At 40.6% G+C, this 20,290-nt stretch carries 13 protein-coding genes and 1 pseudogene; 9 read left to right on the plus strand and 5 right to left on the minus strand.

The window, feature by feature from the left end; genetic code table 11:
- The first annotated feature begins 73 nt into the window (after window positions 1–73).
- Window positions 74–2,947, plus strand: coding sequence for a beta-phosphoglucomutase (pgmB, locus tag F7734_RS30345; RefSeq protein ID WP_155748298.1), 2,874 nt, complete (start codon window positions 74–76; stop codon window positions 2,945–2,947).
- A 289-nt stretch (window positions 2,948–3,236) separates the two neighbouring features.
- Here the strand turns inward: pgmB and F7734_RS30350 are convergent, their stop codons facing one another.
- Window positions 3,237–3,779, minus strand: coding sequence for a hypothetical protein (locus F7734_RS30350; RefSeq protein ID WP_155748299.1), 543 nt, complete (start codon window positions 3,777–3,779; stop codon window positions 3,237–3,239).
- A gap of 558 nt (window positions 3,780–4,337) precedes the next feature.
- Here F7734_RS30350 and F7734_RS30355 point away from each other — a divergent pair.
- The 5 genes from F7734_RS30355 (at window position 4,338) to F7734_RS30375 (ending at window position 11,311) form a co-directional block, all read left to right on the plus strand.
- The gene (locus tag F7734_RS30355; RefSeq protein ID WP_155748300.1) at window positions 4,338–6,578 is read left to right on the plus strand and encodes a hypothetical protein; all 2,241 of its coding nucleotides are present in this window, start codon (window positions 4,338–4,340) and stop codon (window positions 6,576–6,578) included.
- A 204-nt stretch (window positions 6,579–6,782) separates the two neighbouring features.
- On the plus strand, window positions 6,783–7,133 hold the full coding sequence (locus F7734_RS30360) for a hypothetical protein (protein ID WP_155748301.1): 351 nt from the start codon (window positions 6,783–6,785) through the stop codon (window positions 7,131–7,133).
- Between the two features lie 140 nt (window positions 7,134–7,273).
- Entirely contained in the window at window positions 7,274–7,699 is a 426-nt protein-coding gene (locus tag F7734_RS30365; protein ID WP_155748302.1) for a hypothetical protein, read from the plus strand.
- 70 nt (window positions 7,700–7,769) lie between these two features.
- On the plus strand, window positions 7,770–9,959 hold the full coding sequence (locus tag F7734_RS30370) for a DHH family phosphoesterase (protein WP_347566309.1): 2,190 nt from the start codon (window positions 7,770–7,772) through the stop codon (window positions 9,957–9,959).
- A gap of 389 nt (window positions 9,960–10,348) precedes the next feature.
- Window positions 10,349–11,311, plus strand: coding sequence for a hypothetical protein (locus tag F7734_RS30375; RefSeq protein ID WP_155748303.1), 963 nt, complete (start codon window positions 10,349–10,351; stop codon window positions 11,309–11,311).
- Window positions 11,312–11,587: 276 nt separating this feature from the next.
- Here the strand turns inward: F7734_RS30375 and nspC are convergent, their stop codons facing one another.
- The 3 genes from nspC to F7734_RS30390 form a co-directional block, all read right to left on the minus strand.
- The gene (nspC, locus tag F7734_RS30380; protein WP_155748304.1) at window positions 11,588–12,739 is read right to left on the minus strand and encodes a carboxynorspermidine decarboxylase; all 1,152 of its coding nucleotides are present in this window, start codon (window positions 12,737–12,739) and stop codon (window positions 11,588–11,590) included.
- A gap of 6 nt (window positions 12,740–12,745) precedes the next feature.
- Window positions 12,746–13,942 carry a saccharopine dehydrogenase family protein gene (locus tag F7734_RS30385; protein WP_155748305.1) on the minus strand — a complete coding sequence of 399 codons (1,197 nt, stop codon included), beginning with the start codon at window positions 13,940–13,942 and terminating at the stop codon, window positions 12,746–12,748.
- A 1,045-nt stretch (window positions 13,943–14,987) separates the two neighbouring features.
- Entirely contained in the window at window positions 14,988–15,107 is a 120-nt protein-coding gene (locus tag F7734_RS30390; protein ID WP_017740085.1) for a photosystem II reaction center protein Ycf12, read from the minus strand.
- Window positions 15,108–15,236: 129 nt separating this feature from the next.
- Between F7734_RS30390 and F7734_RS30395 the strand changes: the two genes are divergently transcribed.
- Window positions 15,237–15,587: a YkgJ family cysteine cluster protein gene (locus F7734_RS30395; protein ID WP_166482247.1), complete on the plus strand. Its 351-nt coding sequence runs from the start codon at window positions 15,237–15,239 to the stop codon at window positions 15,585–15,587.
- A 615-nt stretch (window positions 15,588–16,202) separates the two neighbouring features.
- On the opposite strand, the pseudogene F7734_RS30405 reads toward F7734_RS30395, so the two are convergent.
- Window positions 16,203–16,736 (minus strand): annotated as a pseudogene (locus tag F7734_RS30405) (NHLP bacteriocin export ABC transporter permease/ATPase subunit); the annotation flags it as partial.
- A gap of 2 nt (window positions 16,737–16,738) precedes the next feature.
- On the opposite strand from F7734_RS30405, the gene F7734_RS60915 reads away from it, so the two are divergent.
- Window positions 16,739–16,978: a hypothetical protein gene (locus tag F7734_RS60915; RefSeq protein ID WP_166482248.1), complete on the plus strand. Its 240-nt coding sequence runs from the start codon at window positions 16,739–16,741 to the stop codon at window positions 16,976–16,978.
- 136 nt (window positions 16,979–17,114) lie between these two features.
- The gene (locus F7734_RS30410; RefSeq protein ID WP_155748307.1) at window positions 17,115–19,136 is read left to right on the plus strand and encodes a tetratricopeptide repeat protein; all 2,022 of its coding nucleotides are present in this window, start codon (window positions 17,115–17,117) and stop codon (window positions 19,134–19,136) included.
- The last annotated feature ends 1,154 nt before the right edge of the window (window positions 19,137–20,290 follow it).

Consider the following 20,290-nt stretch of genomic DNA (forward strand, 5'->3'; position numbering starts at 1 on the left):
CCCCTAACCCCTAACCCCTAACCACCAACAACTAACAACTAACAACTAACAACTAACAACTAACAACTTGCCAATGGATACACAAAATTATTCTCAGCAATTCATTTATAAGGACTGGATACTCGTCGAAAACCAGTTCAACCCCAGTAAAGTTCACCATAGAGAAACCGTTTTTACAATTGGTAACGGTTATTTGGGAACGCGAGGAACTTTTGAAGAAGGTTATACCCACGCTCAACCAGCGACTTTTATTCACGGGGTTTTCGATAATGTTCCGATTGTTTACACTGAACTCGCAAATTGTCCGGATTGGATACCTCTAGTTGTCATTGTTGATGGCGATCGCTTCCGGTTGGAACGGGGTGAAATCTTGAGCTATGAACGACAGCTCGATTTGCGTCGCGGTGTTCTCAGTCGCAAGGTACGGTGGCGCAGTCCAAGAGGGAAAACTGTAGACCTTTATTTTGAGCGTTTTGCCAGTCTGGCGGACGAACACGTGCTGGTATTGCGATGTCAGGTGACACCTGTAGATTTTGAAGGTGTTATTGAAGTTCAAGCGAGCATCAATGGTTATCCTGAAAATCAGGGTTTTAATCACTGGGAATTACTAGATCAGGGAAAAACTGATAAAGGATCTTGGCTGCAACTCCGCACTCGCAGTACCGGTATAGAACTGGGGGTAGCGTCTGGTGTAACAGTATCGGGAATTGATGCTCCGGTACAAGTGAGCAATCCACCCGGTTACCCCACCTTTACGACTACGTTTCAAGCTGGGGTGGGAACAACAGTGACGGTGGATAAGTTAGTGACTCTTTTTACTTCACGAGATAAAGAAAAACCCTTAGAAGCCGCTTGTGACAAACTCGCTCAGTTACCTGCTTATGAAGAATTGTTGAATGCTCACGAACAAGCATGGCAAGAAGCTTGGGAGAAAAGCGACATTGTTATAGAAGGTGATACCAAAGCTCAATTAGCTGTTCGTTACAATCTCTTTCAATTGCTGATATGTGCCGCACAGCACGATGATAAGGTCAGTATTGCTGCAAAAACTCTTTCGGGTTTTGGCTATCGGGGTCATGTGTTCTGGGATACTGAAATTTTTATCCTTCCCTTTTTCATATATACGCAACCCGCACTGGCTCGGAATTTGCTATCCTATCGTTACCATACCTTAAATGGGGCACGGCGTAAGGCGATTCACTACGGGTATAAAGGGGCAATGTATTCCTGGGAAAGCGCTGATACAGGTGATGAAGTGACACCTCGTTGGTTGCCTCCTAATGATTTTTACGGAGAAGATATCAGGATTTGGTGTCGCGATCGCGAAATCCATATCAGTGCCGATGTTGTTTATGCCGTATGGTATTACTGGCAAGCAACAAACGACCACGAATGGATGCGGGACTATGGTGCTGAGATTATTCTAGATACGGCTGTATTTTGGGGAAGCCGGGTAGAGTATAACACCAAGTACGAGCGGTATGAAATTCGGGAAGTGATTGGCGCGGATGAGTACCACGAACACTCAGACAACAACGCTTTTACAAACCGGATGGTGCAGTGGCACTTGGAAAAAGCACTCTTTATACATGAATGGTTGCGTAACACTTACCCAGAGCAAGCCAACGAACTCACCCAAAAACTGCAACTGACAGCCGGAAGGTTTTCCCGTTGGCGAGATATCATTACCAATATATGGATTCCTTTCGATCCATCAACAAACTTAATCGAGCAGTACGAGGGATTCTTTAAGTTAGAAGATATCAACTTGGCTGATTACGAACCGCGTACCAAATCAATGCAAACTATCTTAACCATTGAAGGCGCTAACAAGCGTCAGGTACTGAAGCAGCCAGACGTGTTGATGCTTCTCTACTTAATGCGCCAGTCAAAAGAATTTCCATACACTCCAGAAATATTACAGAAGAACTGGGACTACTACGCACCCCGTACTGACATTACTTACGGTTCATCCTTGGGACCTGCTATTCACGCCATCTTAGCCTCAGACATAGGTAACAAAAAAGAAGCATACGAACGGTTTATGCAAGCGGCGTTAGTAGATATAGAAGATGTTCGAGGTAACGCCCATGAAGGAATCCACGGTGCAAGTGCTGGTGGAGTTTGGCAAGCCGTAATATTGGGTTTTGGTGGCGTGCAATTAGCAGGAGATGCACCGACATCGACACCACACCTGCCCTACGGCTGGAAACGTCTAAAATTTAAACTGATGTGGCACGGCAAATGGCACGAGTTTGACTTACGTTCTGATGAAAAAGAGATTATGCGCGATATTCGAGGAGTCATCTTTGATTTGGATGGTGTTTTGACAGATACGGCAGAATACCATTATTTAGGTTGGCAAAAGCTAGCAGATGATGAAGGGTTACCCTTTAATCGAGAAGCAAACGAAGAACTGCGGGGAGTCTCGCGTCGAGATTCGCTGTTAAAGATTATTGCCAACAGGCGACAATACTCTGAAGAGCAACTTCAGGAAATGATGGAGCGCAAAAATCGCTACTACGTGGATTCAATCCATAATATAACAAAAGCAGATTTGTTGCCCGGTGCGCTGGCTTTGTTAGATGAATTAAGGGCTGCAGGTATTAAAATAGCCCTTGGCTCGGCTAGTAAAAATGCGCGGACAGTGATTGAGAAATTGGGAATTGGCGATCGCATTGATGTCATCGCCGATGGTTACAGCGTGCAACAACCCAAACCAGCACCCGATTTATTTCTGTTTGCCGCCCGCGAGTTAGGGCTTGAACCACAACAATGCGTCGTTGTGGAAGATGCAGCATCAGGAATTGAAGCTGCACTTGCAGCAGGGATGTTAGCAGTAGGGCTTGGTCCTGCGGAACGAGTTGGTGAAGCCCATGTTGTTTTACCAAGTTTAGCAGGCGTTCGCTGGTCAGAACTGCGAGATAAGTTAAGTTCAGTTGACTAGGGACTGGCAACTGGCGACTGGAGCCTTCTCTCGTTCCCAGGCGGAGCCTGGGAATGCATAGAGCGAGGCTCAGCCTCGCACCCTTCTCTCGTTCCCAGGCTCCGCCTGGGAATGCAGGCAGCTGAGGCTGAGCCTCGCACCTTTTCTGTATCATTTAAAAATTTAAAATCTAGCGGTTTTCATTTGGTTGCAATACACCCAAATAATTAAAGAACCGCAGATGAACGCAGATGAACACAGATAAGATGTACTTCATTCACGTGAGAACCGCTATATACTTTTTGAACTTTTAACTGTTAGTTGAATTCGCATCCTCCAAAGCCAAAAATCTGCGAATACTCTTAACTAATTGCTGCTTATCTCTCTGACCAGAACTGTATATATATGTGAGAGGTAAGCTCTCATTAGAAGCTAGGAACAGGTTAACGCGGTAGGTATCATCCCATGCCTCCACAAAAGCGTCTACAATCTCTGCAACTGGCTGATGAACAATATTTGTGGCTGAGTACTCTATTATCAGATTACCGCTAGTTTTATCAAAAGTACAGGTAATCAATGGACAAATCATTACTTTCATCAAAAGACTAGCAATAACGCAAACGCTGCCGATCGCTATAAGTATGCCCTTAAACATCTGAGGTATGTGAGAATAAGTCGGAGAAACTATAGAATTGCCATCAGTTGGCTCTAGTCTCCAACCTGCAATTAAAAATAGTAGCCCTATTCCTGCCACCAAAACAAAAATTATTCGCAACCATCTAGATACCTTCCGCCCTAACTTGAGAGAATCTGGTGTTTGCTCAATGACTTCCATCAAGAATGTACTGTCCATCTTTCTAAAAAAGCTAACTAGACTTTATATCAAGTTTGGGTGATGACTGATAATAAAATTTATCAATACTCGTTAGGCAAACCCGTGGAGAAAACCAACATAGGCAAAAATTCATGTTGGGTTTCGTTCCTCAAACGCCACATCGCTCAACTCTGGGAACCAGAGCACGCGAGTGGCTCCCCAACCTACGTGTTTTCGTATTTTTACGCTTAACCGACAAGTATTGGTTCGGGATTAATTAAGAAGGGATTATTTTGGGAACGATAGAATAATGAATTAAGTCAATTCCCCAGTCTAGTTATCGTTTCCCAACCAGGAATCATTAACAATAGCCTCACTTAATAATCAGGGTTTTAGGCACTTAACTGCTAGCTAATGCTTCTAAATCCGGACAAATTGTCGTCCGGGTGACAGGAAAAATTTTGATGAAACTGTCTTAGAACTTGTTCTGTTGTATCCAGAATCTTGCTGCATCTAGAACCATAATCTTGACGTCTGTTGGGCTGTAGGCTGTTAGAGCTTACTTAACTTTAGTCATTGTTTTTAGAGCCATATATTATGCTTCATTTAAAAAATAAGTTCTTGAAAATTGCCATACCATTTTTTTCCCTTTATATAGTATCAATTGTAATTCTTGTAAGCTTTGGATATATTGTCAAAAATTATAGGGAAATAGAAGAATACAAACTACTAACTTTATGGTATGAAAACCTCGATCCACAAGAGGAGCAAAATCCAAATAGAGAAACTCAAGATACAAATAATTTTTCTTCATTTATAAAAAAAGCACAACATAAATTAAAAGAAGATTATCAAACATATTTTAAAAAACCTGAAAGCAAAAAACTTCCTAGTGACATAAAAGAAAAAATCATTCTTGGACAGAATTCACCAAAGCAAGGTTCTGTTCAATGGAAGATAGAAAAGACAGGAGAGACTGTTGAAGTTTACTATGATTATACAGGTTTAAATAATTTTAATTCCACCCAAGATAATAATAGCAATCCAACTGATAGAGAGCAAGAAAAAAAGCGTAACGCTGATAATAAAATTTTTCAAAATTTTACTTATATGATGACAAGTAAAATTAAACCTAGTTTGGATAGTAAAACAACAGGAAATCAAAATGATATACAAAATTTACAGAATTTCAGTAAAGTTGTCGTCAAATATTTAACAGGTGATGATAGATATTCGGATATAATCCCCGATTTAAGAATTAATAACATTTATATTACTAATATAAAAACAGGTTTTATGATGTCTTATCCATTTACTAATGAAGCTTATAAACAAGATATAAACTTTAAAATAAGACCTTGGTTTAGAACTACTCAACAAGATAACTATTACGTTTCAAATTTTAGAGCCAAAGATGATTTTAGTAATGATTTAGGGCTGACTGGTGTCTATATAGATATAAATGATGAAACCAAGCCTAACGTGATTAGAACATTATGGTATAAGTTTAAACTTTCTAATAAAAATGAAGAATATATTTTATGTATAGATTTGTTTTTTGATAAAAGTAGCCACATTTTACAAAAAGGAAATTTACTAAATTTATCAGAACAATCTATAAAGTATGGGTTTAATTTAAAAGAAAATGACAATCCTTGGATATATTTATTAGGCATCAGCTTTATCATGGCTTTATGCCTATATTCTATATATGAGTTAAAAATCAAAAATATTATATTAAGAATCTCTAAATTTCAAACCAATGATTTATTAAAAATCAAGTTGCAACTAGACAGTAAACATTATGCTAGCAAAGATGAAGGAGAAATAAAATTTACTGTTCAAGGAGAAACTAAAGAAATAAATCAAAGCGCACAATCAATGGAAGCAAAATGGTCTTTTAATATACAGAATCTACAATTCGGTGTTAGTAATAATCAAAATTATACACGACAAAAAGAAGCGAGTACTAAGTATGAGTTTATTAATGAATACAATCTTAATATGAGCCAGAGCAAGCCTCAATATAGATGTATTGAAACTTGGAAAGTTGTCTTAGAATCTCAATCAGGAAAAACTCAAAAAATAGGTTTTTTTGTGGCAAAATGGAATACTAATAATAGCGCAGCCATTGAAGAGGTACTAGATATAAAGTCTATATATTGGGAAAAAGAATATGAAAAATATTTAAGTCTTATTAAAGAGCAATTACGCGAACATGTACTTATAAGCGATGAGAAAGAATTAGTAGCTGTTTTAGATACTAATTATACCAAGCGCCAAAATCTCCCTTCATTTCTTACAGAAATAGATAGCCTCAAAAAAATAATAAAGAGCAGTTTATATTTAAAACAAGGAAAGATTGTTTTTTCAGAAGTCGAAACTTTAACCGAGCTATACAGACAGCCTCATGTTATGGTTCATGCAATTTGTACCCTGCATTTTCTCAGGAATTTAATAAAAAATAATAAATTGAATGATTTCGTTCAAATTGAAGTACATGAAAGATATTTAATAGAATATCAACAAGATGAGTTTCAGGAGTTTTACGATTCACTTGATGATGAACATAAATTGGCTTTAAGCGACCGTTCTCCATTTAAAATTATGGTTTATCAAGACAATATTGAGAACATAGTTAGCCCTCAGGACGATTTTTGTATAATTTCAGTCAATAACAATCCTAAATTAGTAGCTTATAGTTTTACAGATAATAAATATTCAAATACTGGTTGGATAAGTTGGCGGGAAGTAGATATCAAATTCTACGAGGAGTTATATAAATGTCAAAAAGATAAAAACCATAGAATTGAAGATATTAAAACATATTTAAGCTGAGGAGACTTTTCAACAATGTGCTATGTCAGTAAAACAGATAAACTAAGATTGGTGCTAGTTTTAGAACAGGATGTTGTCAAAGAGTAGCTTACTACTTTATTGAGTGCTGTCCTCATATCACCCAAGTGGGTGAGCTTACAGGATGAAGACGGCTCTCTCGTCATTCCCCTATATTTGGAGCTGATTCACTTGGGAGGTTAGTTTGTGTTTGAGCAAAAGTTTCTACGCCTGGATGGATTTACCAAAGCAGAACGGATTCAGATGACTGCTCGTGTGAGTGAGGCGATTAACCAAGCAGGAGCTTGGATAACTGACTTCCACCTGTACTCGAACATCTTAATCTGCATCAACTTTGAGGTGTCGAGCGCCAATTTGGACAGACTTGCTGCATCTCTGCAAGAGACAGGTTTGCATTTAAGCCAAGAGAGCCTCGAGCAACTCATGCCTCCTAATGACTGGAAGTTGAAAGAGAAACAGCTAGTAGGGACATTGCAAATTACGTTTGTACATAACGAACCCGACTTGCTCCGAGAAGTGCCTGCTGTTCCGGGATAAGTGTTATCCTCTACCTTCTACCCTCTGCCCTTCTTCAGTAACAAAAGTGTCATACAAGCACTACTCAAAATACAGATTGTGATGTTAGGCTTAGGTATCAAAACCTACATACTTTTACCAAGCTGCATCAATCTAATTCTATGTCTAAATTTTTATCTGTAACTTTACTAGGAATGGCTCTTTTCTTGGGAGGAACTAACCACAACACTGTGACATTTGCTGGAACTTGTGCCTCAAACTGCGGTCGGAGTTCAATTGAATTTACACCCGGTCAGCACGTGCGGGTGGAAGTGTTTAATGCTACACCAAGGATAATTAAAGTAGAAAAGCCGTATGGTGTTGGTCAAATTTCTGTACGAGCGAGACAGCAAATACGCTTAGAGCAGGGGGATGGTACGGAACCTAACATATCTGTTGTATTTTGGGATGACACCGGACGACCTTTGAAAGCTATTGTCTCCAAACCAAATTTTGGTACGCTGCGAGTCGAACTTCGTCCTAGTTGGCAATCTCCTGGCGATCGCTCCGTGTATATTCGCGATGATGGGCGCGTTAATATTCTTTAAATTATGAATTATGAATTATGAATTATGAATTATTTTATAATTTATTATTCATAATTCATAATTTTTTATTGTGCTAGATCGATCCACTCCTCAATTCTCTCGTCTCGGGCAAAAACTACCATCACAGCGATGGCAAATTTACCCTCAGAAAAATGACTTAGCACAAAAGCTCGCAGCAATTACGAATTTACCTCCTCTTATTAACCAACTTCTTATAAATCGAGGAATTGAAACACCAGAACAAGCACAAGCTTTTTTAAATCTGGAGTCCTTGGCACTCCCTTCACCCTTAGATGACTTTCCCGACTTGGCTGTCTCTCTGGAGTTATTGCAACAAGCCATTGCCTCTCAAGAAAAAATTGCGATTTGCGGGGATTATGATGCTGATGGTATGACAAGCACTGCATTACTTTTACGCAGTCTCCGATGGTTGGGTGCTCGAGTCAATTATGCCATTCCCAGTCGAATGCATGAGGGATATGGTATCAACAAACGCATCATTGAAGAATTTCATAGCGAAGGTGTCAGCTTGGTTTTAACTGTAGATAATGGTATTTCAGCATTTGAACCAATTGCTAGAGCAAGAGAACTGGGTTTAAAAGTTATTGTCACCGACCATCATGATATTCCCCAGCAATTACCACCAGCTGATGCCATTCTCAATCCCAAACTTATAAATGAATCCTCACCATACCGAGGTGTGGCTGGGGTTGGAGTTGCCTATATTTTAGCGGTATCCCTGGCACATCAATTGGGAAAAGCGCAGAGCAGCATACTCGATCCACTCCTGGAACTGTTTACACTAGGAACCATTGCGGATTTAGCACCTTTGACAGGAGTGAATCGCCATTGGGTGAAAATGGTTTGGCAGCAGTTACCGCAAATCCAAACTGACTGGAGTGCAAGCGCTTATTCAGATGTCTGGAGTGCAGGTGAGGGGAACAGGGTTAGGGGAGAGGGGGGACAAGGGGACAAGGGGACAAGGGGACAAGGGGGACAGGTAGAACTTTCTTCCCTCTTCCTTGTCTCCCCCCTCTCCCTTGTCTACCCAATCCTCAATCCAAAATCCAAAATCCAAATCCAAAATCCAAAATCCCTCAAGCCAGAGGATATTGGTTTTCGCCTGGGACCGCGAATTAATGCTATTGGTCGTCTCGCCGATCCCGAAATTGTGATTGAGTTGCTGACAACTGACGATATGGGCATAGCGTTGGAAAGAGCAATGCAATGCGAGGATATCAATCGTCGGCGTCAAGAACTGTGCGAGGAAATTGAGAAAGAGGCGATCGCACTTGTGGAAGCAGAATATCTTACCTCTCTTCCAGAAGATCGCGTGCTGGTTCTTGTACAACCTGAGTGGCATCATGGAGTTATTGGTATTGTTGCTTCTCGCTTGGTGGAACGCTATGGTGCTCCAGTCTTTATTGGCACTTATGAAGGGGAAGAGCATATCCGTGGTTCGGCGCGGGGAATACCTGAATTTCACGTATTTGAAGCGTTAGATTATTGTCGTGACTTGTTGGGTAAGTTTGGGGGACATAAGGCGGCGGGTGGTTTCTCTCTAGTGTCGGAAAATCTAAATGCTTTGCGATCGCGTCTTAGCGAGTTTGCCAATCAGTGCCTCGAACAACGCCACCTCAAACCTTTGGTCAAAATTGATACGCTAGTCAATTTCAACCAGATCGATCGCTATTTCTACCAACAGATGAATGTTTTGGAACCCTGCGGGATTGACAACCCAGATCCCATACTTTGGACACCGAATGTCCGTGTTGTTGAGCAGGAAATTGTTGGCAAAAATCACGTTAAATTGACACTCAGTCAGACTATTAACGAGCGTTCCTACAGAATTAAAGCGATCGCTTGGCGATGGCGCGACTATTTTCCCCTACCGTCACAAGTCGATATTGCTTATAAACTGAGAGAAAATGAGTTTAACGGTCAGATAAACATTGAGTTGGAACTGCTTGGTGTGAGACTCCCCAGTCAAAACCATTATTCAGTCGCTCAAACCACTCCAGCAAGAACTTCTTTTGAGTACAACGAGCGTTACTACGACTGCGGTATTTATGACAACTCTGCTTTACCTGAGTTAAGAATTATGTATCCTGAAAAAGTCATCTTAGCTGTTCCATTAGGACAATCCATTGGTTTACTCGGAACAAGTCGTCAAGAGGCTAGAGAAGTTGATATTTCTCAGCCCCAATACGCTTGTCTCATTCAAGCAGCTTTTCAAGCATTGTCAGTCGCTCCGCGATAAATAGCTAAAAGCCTTGTGAATTCAATACTTGTCGGTTAAGCGTAAAAATCCGAAAACACGTAGGTTGGGGAGCCAGCCCTGAACCGTGTGCGTGGCGCGAATGCGCCATAGGAGGGTTTCCCTCCGCACCTTTACTGGCGTTTGAGGAACGAAACCCAACATTTACAGGAATTGCTTGGGTTTCACGATCTTACTGAAGGCATCCCCATCTAAATTAGCGGTTTTCAGAGCAGAATAGGACACAACATCAACGGTACCAGATTCAATCGAGACCCGAAAATTTCTGAGAATTTGTCACATCCTTTTACAATGTTTCTTTGGAGCTTCTCAGTCGTGAGGAATTATTTCTCCAAAGTAGACAAAAGCTAACGGGACGTGACGTAAGTTCAATGACTAAAAACCCATTTGACCAATTTTCAAAACAGTATTTTGAAGAATTTTTATCTCCCTTAGGTGAGGTGAGAATAAATTATGAAATTCCAGGGGAACCGAGGTTTGTGGATATTTGGTTTACGCCATCAACTCCGGAGACAACTGCTTCGCCAGAATTAGGCATTTTAGCACGAATAGCAGCAACACCGTGTTTACTAGAACCGTTTCGCAAACAACCAACAGAAAGAGAAATTCGCAGTTGTTTGGGAAAGTTAATTCACCTCGAAGCGGATTTGCACCGTCAAGCGAATCGAGATGAAGAAACAATTGCGCCTGATGAACTCCCAAGATTATGGATTATTGCTGCGAGTTGCTCGGATAACTTACTCAATAAATTGATGGCGAGGGAGGATGAAACTTGGCTAAGAGGTATTTACTTTCCCTCAAAAGTGTTTTTAACTGGGATTATTGCAATTGATAAGTTACCCCCTACTCCAGAAACTCTGTGGTTGAGAATTTTAGGCAAAGGGCTAATTCAGCAACAAGCGATCGCCGAAGTCATCGCTTTACCCAAAGAAGACACCAGACGCAGTGCTGTTGTCAAGATGCTCGCAACTTGGAAAGTTAGTATAGAAGTAAGTAGCTCTATTGATGCCGAAGAAAGGGAATTAATTATGAACTTATCACAAGCTTACTTAGAATGGGAACAAAAGACTGAACTTCGGGGTGTGGAGATCGGTAAGGAGATCGGTAAGGAGATCGGTAAGGAGATCGGTAAGGAGATCGGTAAGGAGATCGGTAAGGAGCAGGAGCGGCGTGAAATTGTGGAAAACTTCCTTTTAGCGCGTTTTGGGGAGTTGGACTCACAGTTAGCAGCAATTGTTCAGCCAATATCGAACTTACCCGCCACTGAGTATGCACTTTTACTATTGCAGTTGTCGAGCTTGTCACGCGAAGATTTGTTGGCGCGGTTTGAGTAGTTTAATTGAAAGTCATTCCATCTACACTGTCAACGGTTAACAACTGTTCTTTTTCCAAATGGTTTTGTAGGGGCGCAAGGCATTGCGCCCCTACGAGTTTTTGACAATTTTCAGAAAGTAAGGTTCTAAACCGTTTTTGGTATATATACAAAAACTTGGTGATATTGAATATTGACGTTTATTGCCAAGTTTTTGCAGAGAATCTCTCTACCCACGCAGTATTGATTTCCGATTTGATTTTTGAAATATGCGTGGGTAGGGCTAAAGCGTAGCAACTTATCCCAATCTAGCACGATAATCCTGATAGGAAAACTGTCGCCATAAAACGAAACTACCATCTTTTTTGATCGTGCCAATGGAAGGATGCACTACTCCATTAAACATGGAAGTTTTCACCATTGTATAGTGCATCATATCTTCAAAAATTAAGCGATCGCCGATTGATAAATCTTCAGCAAAAGCATAATCTCCAAGAAAATCTCCTGCTAAACAACTCGATCCCCCCATGCGATATACTTTTTCGCTGTCTTGAGGCTCGTGTGCTCCTCGAATTACGGGTTTATAGGGCATCTCCAAACAATCTGGTGTATGAGCAGTAAAAGAGATGTCTAACATAACATGAATCAGTGCAGGAGTAGGAATTAAATCTTGCACTGTACTCAGTAAAAACCCAGTTTCCCAAGCGATCGCTGCACCTGGTTCCATAATTAACTTAATATGGGGGTAGCGATCGTGAAAAGCCTTAATCACCTCAATCGCGTGAGCCACATTGTAATCTTTACAAGTCATCAAATGACCCCCGCCAAGATTTAGCCATTTTAATTGAGGTAGAAAACGCCCAAATAACTGCTCTATTTGTAATAAGGTTTTCTCCAACGCATAAGAATCGCTTTCACATAAATTGTGAGACAGAAACCCTTCAATTCCTTTTGGTAGAGTATCTCCCAGCTGATTTTGTGAAACCCCAAGACGTGTATGAGGCACACATGGATTATACAGCGCGGTTTTCACTGGAGAATATTCAGGGTTAATCCGCAAGCCTATCGATAGATGAGACGATGATTTCGCAATAGTAGGTGCAAATCTTTCCCACTGCGTTATTGAATTAAAGGTTATATGAGAAGCTAAGGGTAAAATCTGCGGTAAATCTTCATTTCGATAAACAGGGGAATAGACATGAACTTCCTTGCCAAATTCCTCCGCCCCCAATTGCGCCTCCCATAGTGAACTTGCTGATATACCCTGAAGCGTTTTACGAATCATGGGGAAACTATGAAACAGAGAAAACCCCTTTAATGCCAGCAATACATTGATAGGGGCTTCCCGTTGCACTCTTTCAAAAATAGCCAGATTTCGTTCTAAAAGTGCCTCTTCCAACACAAAACAGGGCGAAGGGATATTTTTGAATAAATCGCTAGTTTGGGTCATTATAAACTATACCTCAAAGGGTGAGTCTCCATCGATGACTTCATGCCAGGGTAAACCCAGTTTTGCTACCAATTCCATAAAGGGATCTGGATCGAACTCTTCTACATTAAAAACTCCAGGCTTTTTCCATAGTCCTTTTACTAACATTAATGCACCAACTACTGCCGGAACACCTGTCGTATAGGAAATTGCCTGAGAACCTACCTCTTTATAGGATGCAGCATGATCGCTATTATTATAGATGTAATATTGACGTTCTTTTCCATCTTTTAACCCGCGAATATGACAACCAATAGAAGTTTGTCCTGTATAGTTCTCCGCTAGAGAAGAAGGTTCCGGTAAAACTGCTTTTAGAAATTTGAGGGGGATGACTTGTGTCCCTTCATAATTAACAGGATCGATTCGTGTCATCCCTACAGCCTCTAAAACGCGCAAATGAGTAATATAGTTTTCTGAAAATGTCATCCAGAAACGGGCTCTTTTAATTGTAGGAAAATTTTTTACTAAAGATTCTAACTCTTCATGGTACAAGAGATAAGACTCTCGAAACCCTATTTCTGGGTAAGAAATTGGGCGATGAACGGAAAGAGCAGGCACTTCTACCCATTGCCCATTTTCATAATAGCGACCATTTTGAGTAATTTCACGAATATTAATTTCTGGATTAAAATTGGTTGCAAAAGCTTGTCCATGACTGCCTGCATTACAATCGATAATATCTAAATAGTGGATCTCATCAAAATAGTGTTTGAAAGCATAGGCTGTATAAATTCCTGTCATGCCAGGATCGAATCCACAACCAAGAATGGCTGTAATTCCAGCATTTTTGAACCCTTCTTGATACGCCCATTGCCAACTATATTCAAATTTGGCTATATCAGGAGGTTCATAGTTAGCCGTATCGAGATAATTGACTTTTGTTTCAAGACAAGCATCCATCAAGACTAAATCTTGATAAGGAAGCGCTACATTAATAAGAATTTCGGGGCGAAATTCTTGAATGAGTTTAACCGTATTACTTACAACATCTGCATCTAAAGCAGCGGTGGTTATTTTCGGGGAATTGATATCTTTGGCAATTTGATTGCACTTTTCCAACGTGCGGCTTGCTAACAGAATATCAGAAAATTCTGGTTGTGCGGCACATTTGTGAGCAACTACCCTACCGACACCACCCGCTCCCACTATCATGACTCTTGCCATATTCTCTCCTTGCACTACATTTGGCTAATAACGACTACAGCAGATTTTAAGTCAATGAAGTACAAAGCGCTCATCAATACAAATGTTGTAAGATGGGCATCCCTGATTCTCCAACTGCACCTCGCCAAGATGAAATACGCTATATCATCCAGGCGCGTATAGCAGTAATTTTTGTTCATCAATTTATTATAAAAAGAATCTTGGTAGTTAAGAATAAAAAATTTTTTGCTCTTGGTGGAGTCGATGCGAGATATTATACTCCGCGCCTCTGGGTAAGGTGGTATTGGTAAGTAGGTTGGGTTTCGTTCCTCAACCCAACCTACAAAAATTCCTATCCCTTGTAGTATTGCCACACCATCCATGTAATCTTTCTATATTTTTACTCTAAAACGAGTCGCACTATTTTAATCCCTAATAGGGATTCTTATTACTCTCTTTCCGCCCGAAGATTACCTATTTAAATGAACCGCAAAGACACAAAGAGCACGAAGAAAGAGGAAAAGCAGATCGGTAATCTTTTAGCGGGGAAGGAGTAGTTGCAACTTCCACTGGGGATATTAATTGAATTCTTTTTGGGAGTCGAGTTTCAATCTCTAATAGGGATTCTTATTAGTTGTAACGTCTGCGAAGCAGCGATCGCAAGAGCTAAAGTTAGAAGTTTCAATCCCTAATAGGGATTCTTATTAGTTGTAACTTCGTTAGTTCCTAAAGCTTGTCTGGTCAACTAACTAAAATACCGAGGCACGAAGCCCCGTCACGAAGAGTGCGGGGTGCTGACAGCACGATCGCCTGCGGTAATGACAAGAGGAAAATGTCGAAACGCTTATCTTGTAAGGATCGCGGATAGGTTGGCACTTCAAATCGCTTAAAAGTCTTGTATGGCAATGAACTGAAGCTATTTTATTCTTTCTCAATTTTCCAACACCTACCCATCCGCGCTCTCCAAAGTCTCAAGTCCTGCTAAAGTGACTTATAGGGGACTCAAAGCTAACCATGCTGAGAGTGCCAAGGCGAAAGCCCCGGTGCTTCAACCGGGGGTCAACTATTAAAGGTTACCGTTGCGAAATGCTAGAACAAAAATTACCGCAGGACCGGCTAACATAATGAGTGCAACAGATGTCAGCTGGAAAATCACTTCCCAGTTAATATTGGCTAATGCTTCCATTTTTCCTCCCAATTGACCTAAGAGATTAAATACAGGTGTAATACTTGCCAATAATCATATCTGGCATTTGGCGGTAGACTTTAAGTAACTTAACAAAAGTATAAGAAATAAAAAATAAAGGTTTGAACAGTGGCAACTTGGCAATGTGTGAAGCAATGTGGAGCGTGCTGTTATCTCGATCCAGCAGAGCGTCCAGACTTACATGAGTTTCTATCACCTGAGGAAATAGAACTTTACCTAAGTATGGTAGGTGACGACGGGTGGTGTGTGAATTACGACAAGGAGAATCGGGAATGCCGTATCTACCCCAATCGTCCGCGCATCTGTCGGGTGGAAACAGAAGTGTTTCAGGATATGTACGGTATAGAACCGGAAGAATTAAATGATTTTGCCATAGAATGCTGTCGCCAGCAAATAGGGGGAGTTTATGGCGATCGCAGTTTGGAAATAATGCGTTTCAACCAAGCTGTTGGTTTCTAGAGTTTAAACGTAACGTTTGTAAGATTGTTCGCAGCTCAAAGAGTTGAGAGCAAAACGGCGGAGGAGAGAAAAATTACGAGGGCTGTGGTAGATTTTTAACAGTACTTTCTGCCCGCTCCATCTCCTCAATATCCACATTATGAAAATCGACCGATTGCAAGAACTTAAGCGAAAACTGACTTTTGAAGCAGACTTGTCCGATATATGGTTATATTATATGGATCATTTTGCGGACGATCCAAAATTTACTGACCTGGGTGAGCCTGCCTATAGTGAATACCTAGATGCTGTCCTCCACAAAACTTGTCAGCAAATGTTTGGCTCTGCAATAAAGATTACAAACTTTTTCCCGATCTACATTGCACAGTATCGGTTATTTCATGGACCTTTCCAAGTTGATGGACGTATTGGGGGTGTGATTTATTTCGAGGATCTCAAAATTGGGTTACTTGCAGTGTCGGCGGATAATCCTCCTACCGATGCGGTTAAGTATTCACGTTTTTCTGAGATGCTTCGAATGTCGGCACCTAATCGCAACGAGCTCAATTGAGAGAAGCACATAGAGAGTACGTAAATGCGATGGGCATTGCGGATAGTGCTCAGTCGATGGGCGATAGTCACTGTATTGCTTAGCTCTGTACTTCCTTTAATAAAGTTACCAAAAGCTGTGTTGAAAGCTAGGAAAGTGCCAAGGGATAGCCCGATACCTCCTGAAGTCTGAGCCTCTTCAAGCAGTCTGATGGTAAACCAGAAGAGTATTCCAGAAGTCAGTGTGGGCATTACTGTATTGAAAAGTGCAACAAGATCTTCAACTCGCTGCGTGCTGAGTTCAAGCTTAACTTGCCGACTGTAGTTTTTACTCCAACAGGCAAAGGCGCGATCCTCAGCACCAGCAACGTGCAGTTTAGAAATCCCATTAATTAACTGCACTGTTTGTCCAAAAATATTTCCCTGTAATTCCAGCAGTGGATGAACTTTGCGGACAAGTAGTAAACCAGAGAATGTAGTGACAGCGATGGTGACAACAGCCACAGCAACCGCAACTAAAGCTAACTTGAAATTGTAGTAAAACAACTGCCCCAAGTAAAATAATGCAAAGAGACTGCTAATAAGATTTATAAGCGTCCTGCCACTGAGTTGACGACGGATCGTTGGCAAAGGTATTGCTCAATGCACAATATTTCTGTAAAACTCGCAATTTTTCGGGTTTTGCAGATGCAGACTGTAACAAGGATGTAGTTGCACAATTGACCAGTATTGATACTTATTCACAGAGGCTAATAGATGTAGCGAAAGTGACTTTTATGAAACAGTGGTCATATGGTCAAGCGTTAAATTTGAGGAAGAAAGATTACCGTCAGGGCTATCTGCAAGAGAGAAAAAATAGTTAATTAGACAAAAATCTGATTTGATTTATCCGAAAATTAGCAGGCAACTCTTGTAGTTTTTAGTAGTTGGAAGTGGGATTTGCCGATTGAAGTTTGATTTTTGAGGAATTTATCAGTAAAGTTAGTGAATTTGCTAAAAATGAAGTTTTACTACGCCTTCGTATCAATATTGGTCTGTGTATCACTCCTGCTTATTCAACCACAATTAACAGCAATACCTGACTCAGATGCAATTGCTATTACCAAACGAGTCACAGTGCCAAGCGAGAGTCAATCCCTTGGTTCTGAACTGATTATCAAACGAGAAATTAAGACTTATCCTGTCCTTATTGCCAGTGATAGGGTAGAGACACCAACTCATAATGAAGATGAAGCAGTTTACACCAGTAGTGTATTAAAGGCTAAACGTTTCTTTATCCAAGGTAATGATAAGTATGACCAAGGAGACTATGAAGGCGCACTCGTTGCTTATACTAAAGCAATTAGCTACAATTCTAACTATGCCAATATCTATAATAACAGAGGTCTTGTCCGTTACAAATTGGGAGATAATGAGGGGGCAATAGAAGATTACGACCAAGCCCTGCGGATAAATGCCAACAATGAGATGGCATACTTCAACCGAGGTCTTGTCCGCGCTCACTTAAAAGACTATAAGCAGGCAGTTGAAGATTTCAATCAAGCATTGCGTATTAATCCCGATGATGCCAAAATTTACATTCACCTCAGTCATGCCCGTGCTAAATTGGGTGACCTCAGGGGTGCATTCACAGACTACAACCAAGCCAAGCGACTGAATCCCGAGTTAGTTGCAGCCTACAAAAACCGGGAGCGGGCAAAAGACACGAATCCTATCAATTCGTACAGTGCAGAACAAAAATTTCAAATTACTTTGCTTGTCTCTATTATTTTATGTCTACTTTGGATTATCTCAATTAGTTTCCATGAGTTTGGGCATGCAATTGTTGCTTACTTGGGTGGAGATAAATCAGTCAAACAAAAAGGATATTTGAGCCTCAATCCTCTTAAGTACATTAACCCGCTCGTGAGTATCATTTTGCCCGGATTGTTCTTCCTAATAGGTGAGTTTCCTTTACCAGGAGCCGCAGTTTATATAGAACGCCAGCAATTACGGAATCGTTTGTGGCAAAGTGCGGTTTCAGCCGCAGGACCATTAGCTAGCTTTCTCGTCGCCGGAGTGCTGGTTGTATTTTTACGGGTAAGTTTGGCTTGGAATTGTCCATACTGGCTTCCAGCTACCCTGGCTGGTTTTATTAGTTTACAATTCTTTTTTGTGCTATTTAATTTGATACCTATTCCACCTTTAGATGGTTATGGCATCATTGAAGCATGGCTACCCAATAAACTTCAAGCTAAGATACGAAAGTTTGCGCTCGTGGGGCTGATTGGGATTTACACACTGCCCTGGCTGATACCATCTTTTGGTATGGTCCTAGCTGTATCAGGCTTTGAAATCGCCCAATGGTTTGGTGTTACATTGACACTAGCAGCAGATGGATTCAAGTTGTTCAATCGGTGGTACTGTACTTTGCTGTTGGGAGCATTCGGGATTTTTGTCCTGATGCGTCAGCCACAGTTGATATGGAATTGTCTTGGTTTTGTGCTACTGAGTCAATTCAAAAAGTATGAGCAAGCGTTAACTGCTGTTGATAAAGCGATCGCAGTAAAGCCGAACGATTCCTGGGCTTGGATACTGCGAAGTACGGTGTTAGGAAAATTAGAACGTTACGAAGAAGCGATCGCCGCTTGCGATCGGGCAATTGAATTGAACCCTAACAGTCACTTGTTTTGGTCTTTGCGAGCTTGGGTGTTAGAAAAATTAGAACGTTATGAAGAGGAGAGCGCCGCTTTCAATAAGGTGATTGAATTGAAGCCAGATGATGCTTGGGTTTGGGGTCAGCAAGGTTGGGTGTTAGAAAAATTAGAACGTTATGAAGAGGCGTTAGCTGCTTTCGATAAGTCGATTGAATTAAAGTCTAAAGATGCTTGGGTTTGGCGTCAGCGAGGTTGGGTGCTTGAAAAATTAAAATGTTATGAACAAGCGCTTGTTAATTACAACAAAGCAATTGATTTGCAGCCAGATAATACTTGGGTTTTGGACCGGCGAGATTCAGTGTTAGAAAAAATTAGAACGTTATGAACAAGCACTAATTACTAGCTGTAGCTTAAAAATATTAACTCCCAATAACAATCCACAATTTTTTGTAAAAACTAACAATTTTTTTATTCTGCTTAGTGGGCACGGCGTGCAATTAGGTTGCCACAAATAATAAAAGCTAGCGACTTGAGTCACTGACTAATATAGCAATGTTTTTTATTTTTTAGGAGATTATCCTAACCAAACTCAATAATAGATATAGCAATCCTATTTGAGATCCAAACAAGGGAGACAAGGGAGACAAGGAAGACAAGGAGGACAAGGAAGAGGTGTTTGTAAATCATTTAGGAGTGCTATATCAAAAAAAAGCGGAGTTGTGAACAAAAAAAAGTGTATTGTTATCGCCTGTTGTACTTTCTACTATTTAAGTGTCAGTTGTTAAGATAGGGCAAACGCATTAAAATTTGTCAAGAATAAACTTGACAAAAAAGCGTGTATATGCAGGAATGGGTGGTCGGAGATTTAGCGGCTAGGGCAGCATCAGCTTGATTATGTGATTAATTCAGTATCTGGTAGAATCAAAGAGAATTATTCCGATATTTAATTGTGGACACAACTAATACTATGAAGATTTGAAAAATAATTGAAAAGCACTCTATGAACTAGCTTTTAGACTTGTTGCTGAAGCCGAATTTGAATTAGTGACAGAATCAATTGCGAATGTGGGTTGCGTTCGCGTAGCGTCTCCGAAGGAGAATCGCCAAGCGCTACTGCCAGAGATCTGTGATGAAAAAATCACGGCATCAAAATTGGTATTCAAGAGCAAATTTGAACTCAATACGGCTCGGCTAATTTGGAAGTTTTTGAAAAAGTGATAAATTCAAACTGAAATGAATTAGTGACAGAATCAATCTTCAAGTATGGGTTGCGATCGCTGGTTTTCGCGATCGCAACCCATACCCGAATCAAATAAAATGGAGATAGTTATTCTCATAAATTGTCATAAGTTGATTTAGTCTCCGTGTAGGAGTTAAAATGATTGTGTGATTAATTCATTAACAAGAGCGATTGCATGAAATCATTACGCCACGGTAAGAGGGGAGGGAGACGTGAAAATGCACCTTAGTTAAGCGATTTGGAATCATAAAGATACAATTACGACGGTTTATTTGTTGAGACTACAGATACTGGAGATG

It is taken from the genome of Scytonema sp. UIC 10036, assembly GCF_009725235.1.

Excerpts from the sequence above, each read along its gene's own strand:
- nspC (WP_155748304.1), bottom strand. The coding sequence starts at position 12,739 with ATGACCCAAACTAGCGATTTATTCAAAAATATCCCTTCGCCCTGTTTT.
- F7734_RS30410 (WP_155748307.1), top strand. The coding sequence starts at position 17,115 with ATGAAGTTTTACTACGCCTTCGTATCAATATTGGTCTGTGTATCACTC.
- F7734_RS30390 (WP_017740085.1), bottom strand. The coding sequence starts at position 15,107 with ATGGAAGCATTAGCCAATATTAACTGGGAAGTGATTTTCCAGCTGACA.
- F7734_RS30355 (WP_155748300.1), top strand. The coding sequence starts at position 4,338 with ATGCTTCATTTAAAAAATAAGTTCTTGAAAATTGCCATACCATTTTTT.
- F7734_RS30375 (WP_155748303.1), top strand. The coding sequence starts at position 10,349 with ATGACTAAAAACCCATTTGACCAATTTTCAAAACAGTATTTTGAAGAA.
- F7734_RS30365 (WP_155748302.1), top strand. The coding sequence starts at position 7,274 with ATGTCTAAATTTTTATCTGTAACTTTACTAGGAATGGCTCTTTTCTTG.
- pgmB (WP_155748298.1), top strand. The coding sequence starts at position 74 with ATGGATACACAAAATTATTCTCAGCAATTCATTTATAAGGACTGGATA.
- F7734_RS30385 (WP_155748305.1), bottom strand. The coding sequence starts at position 13,942 with ATGGCAAGAGTCATGATAGTGGGAGCGGGTGGTGTCGGTAGGGTAGTT.
- F7734_RS30350 (WP_155748299.1), bottom strand. The coding sequence starts at position 3,779 with ATGGACAGTACATTCTTGATGGAAGTCATTGAGCAAACACCAGATTCT.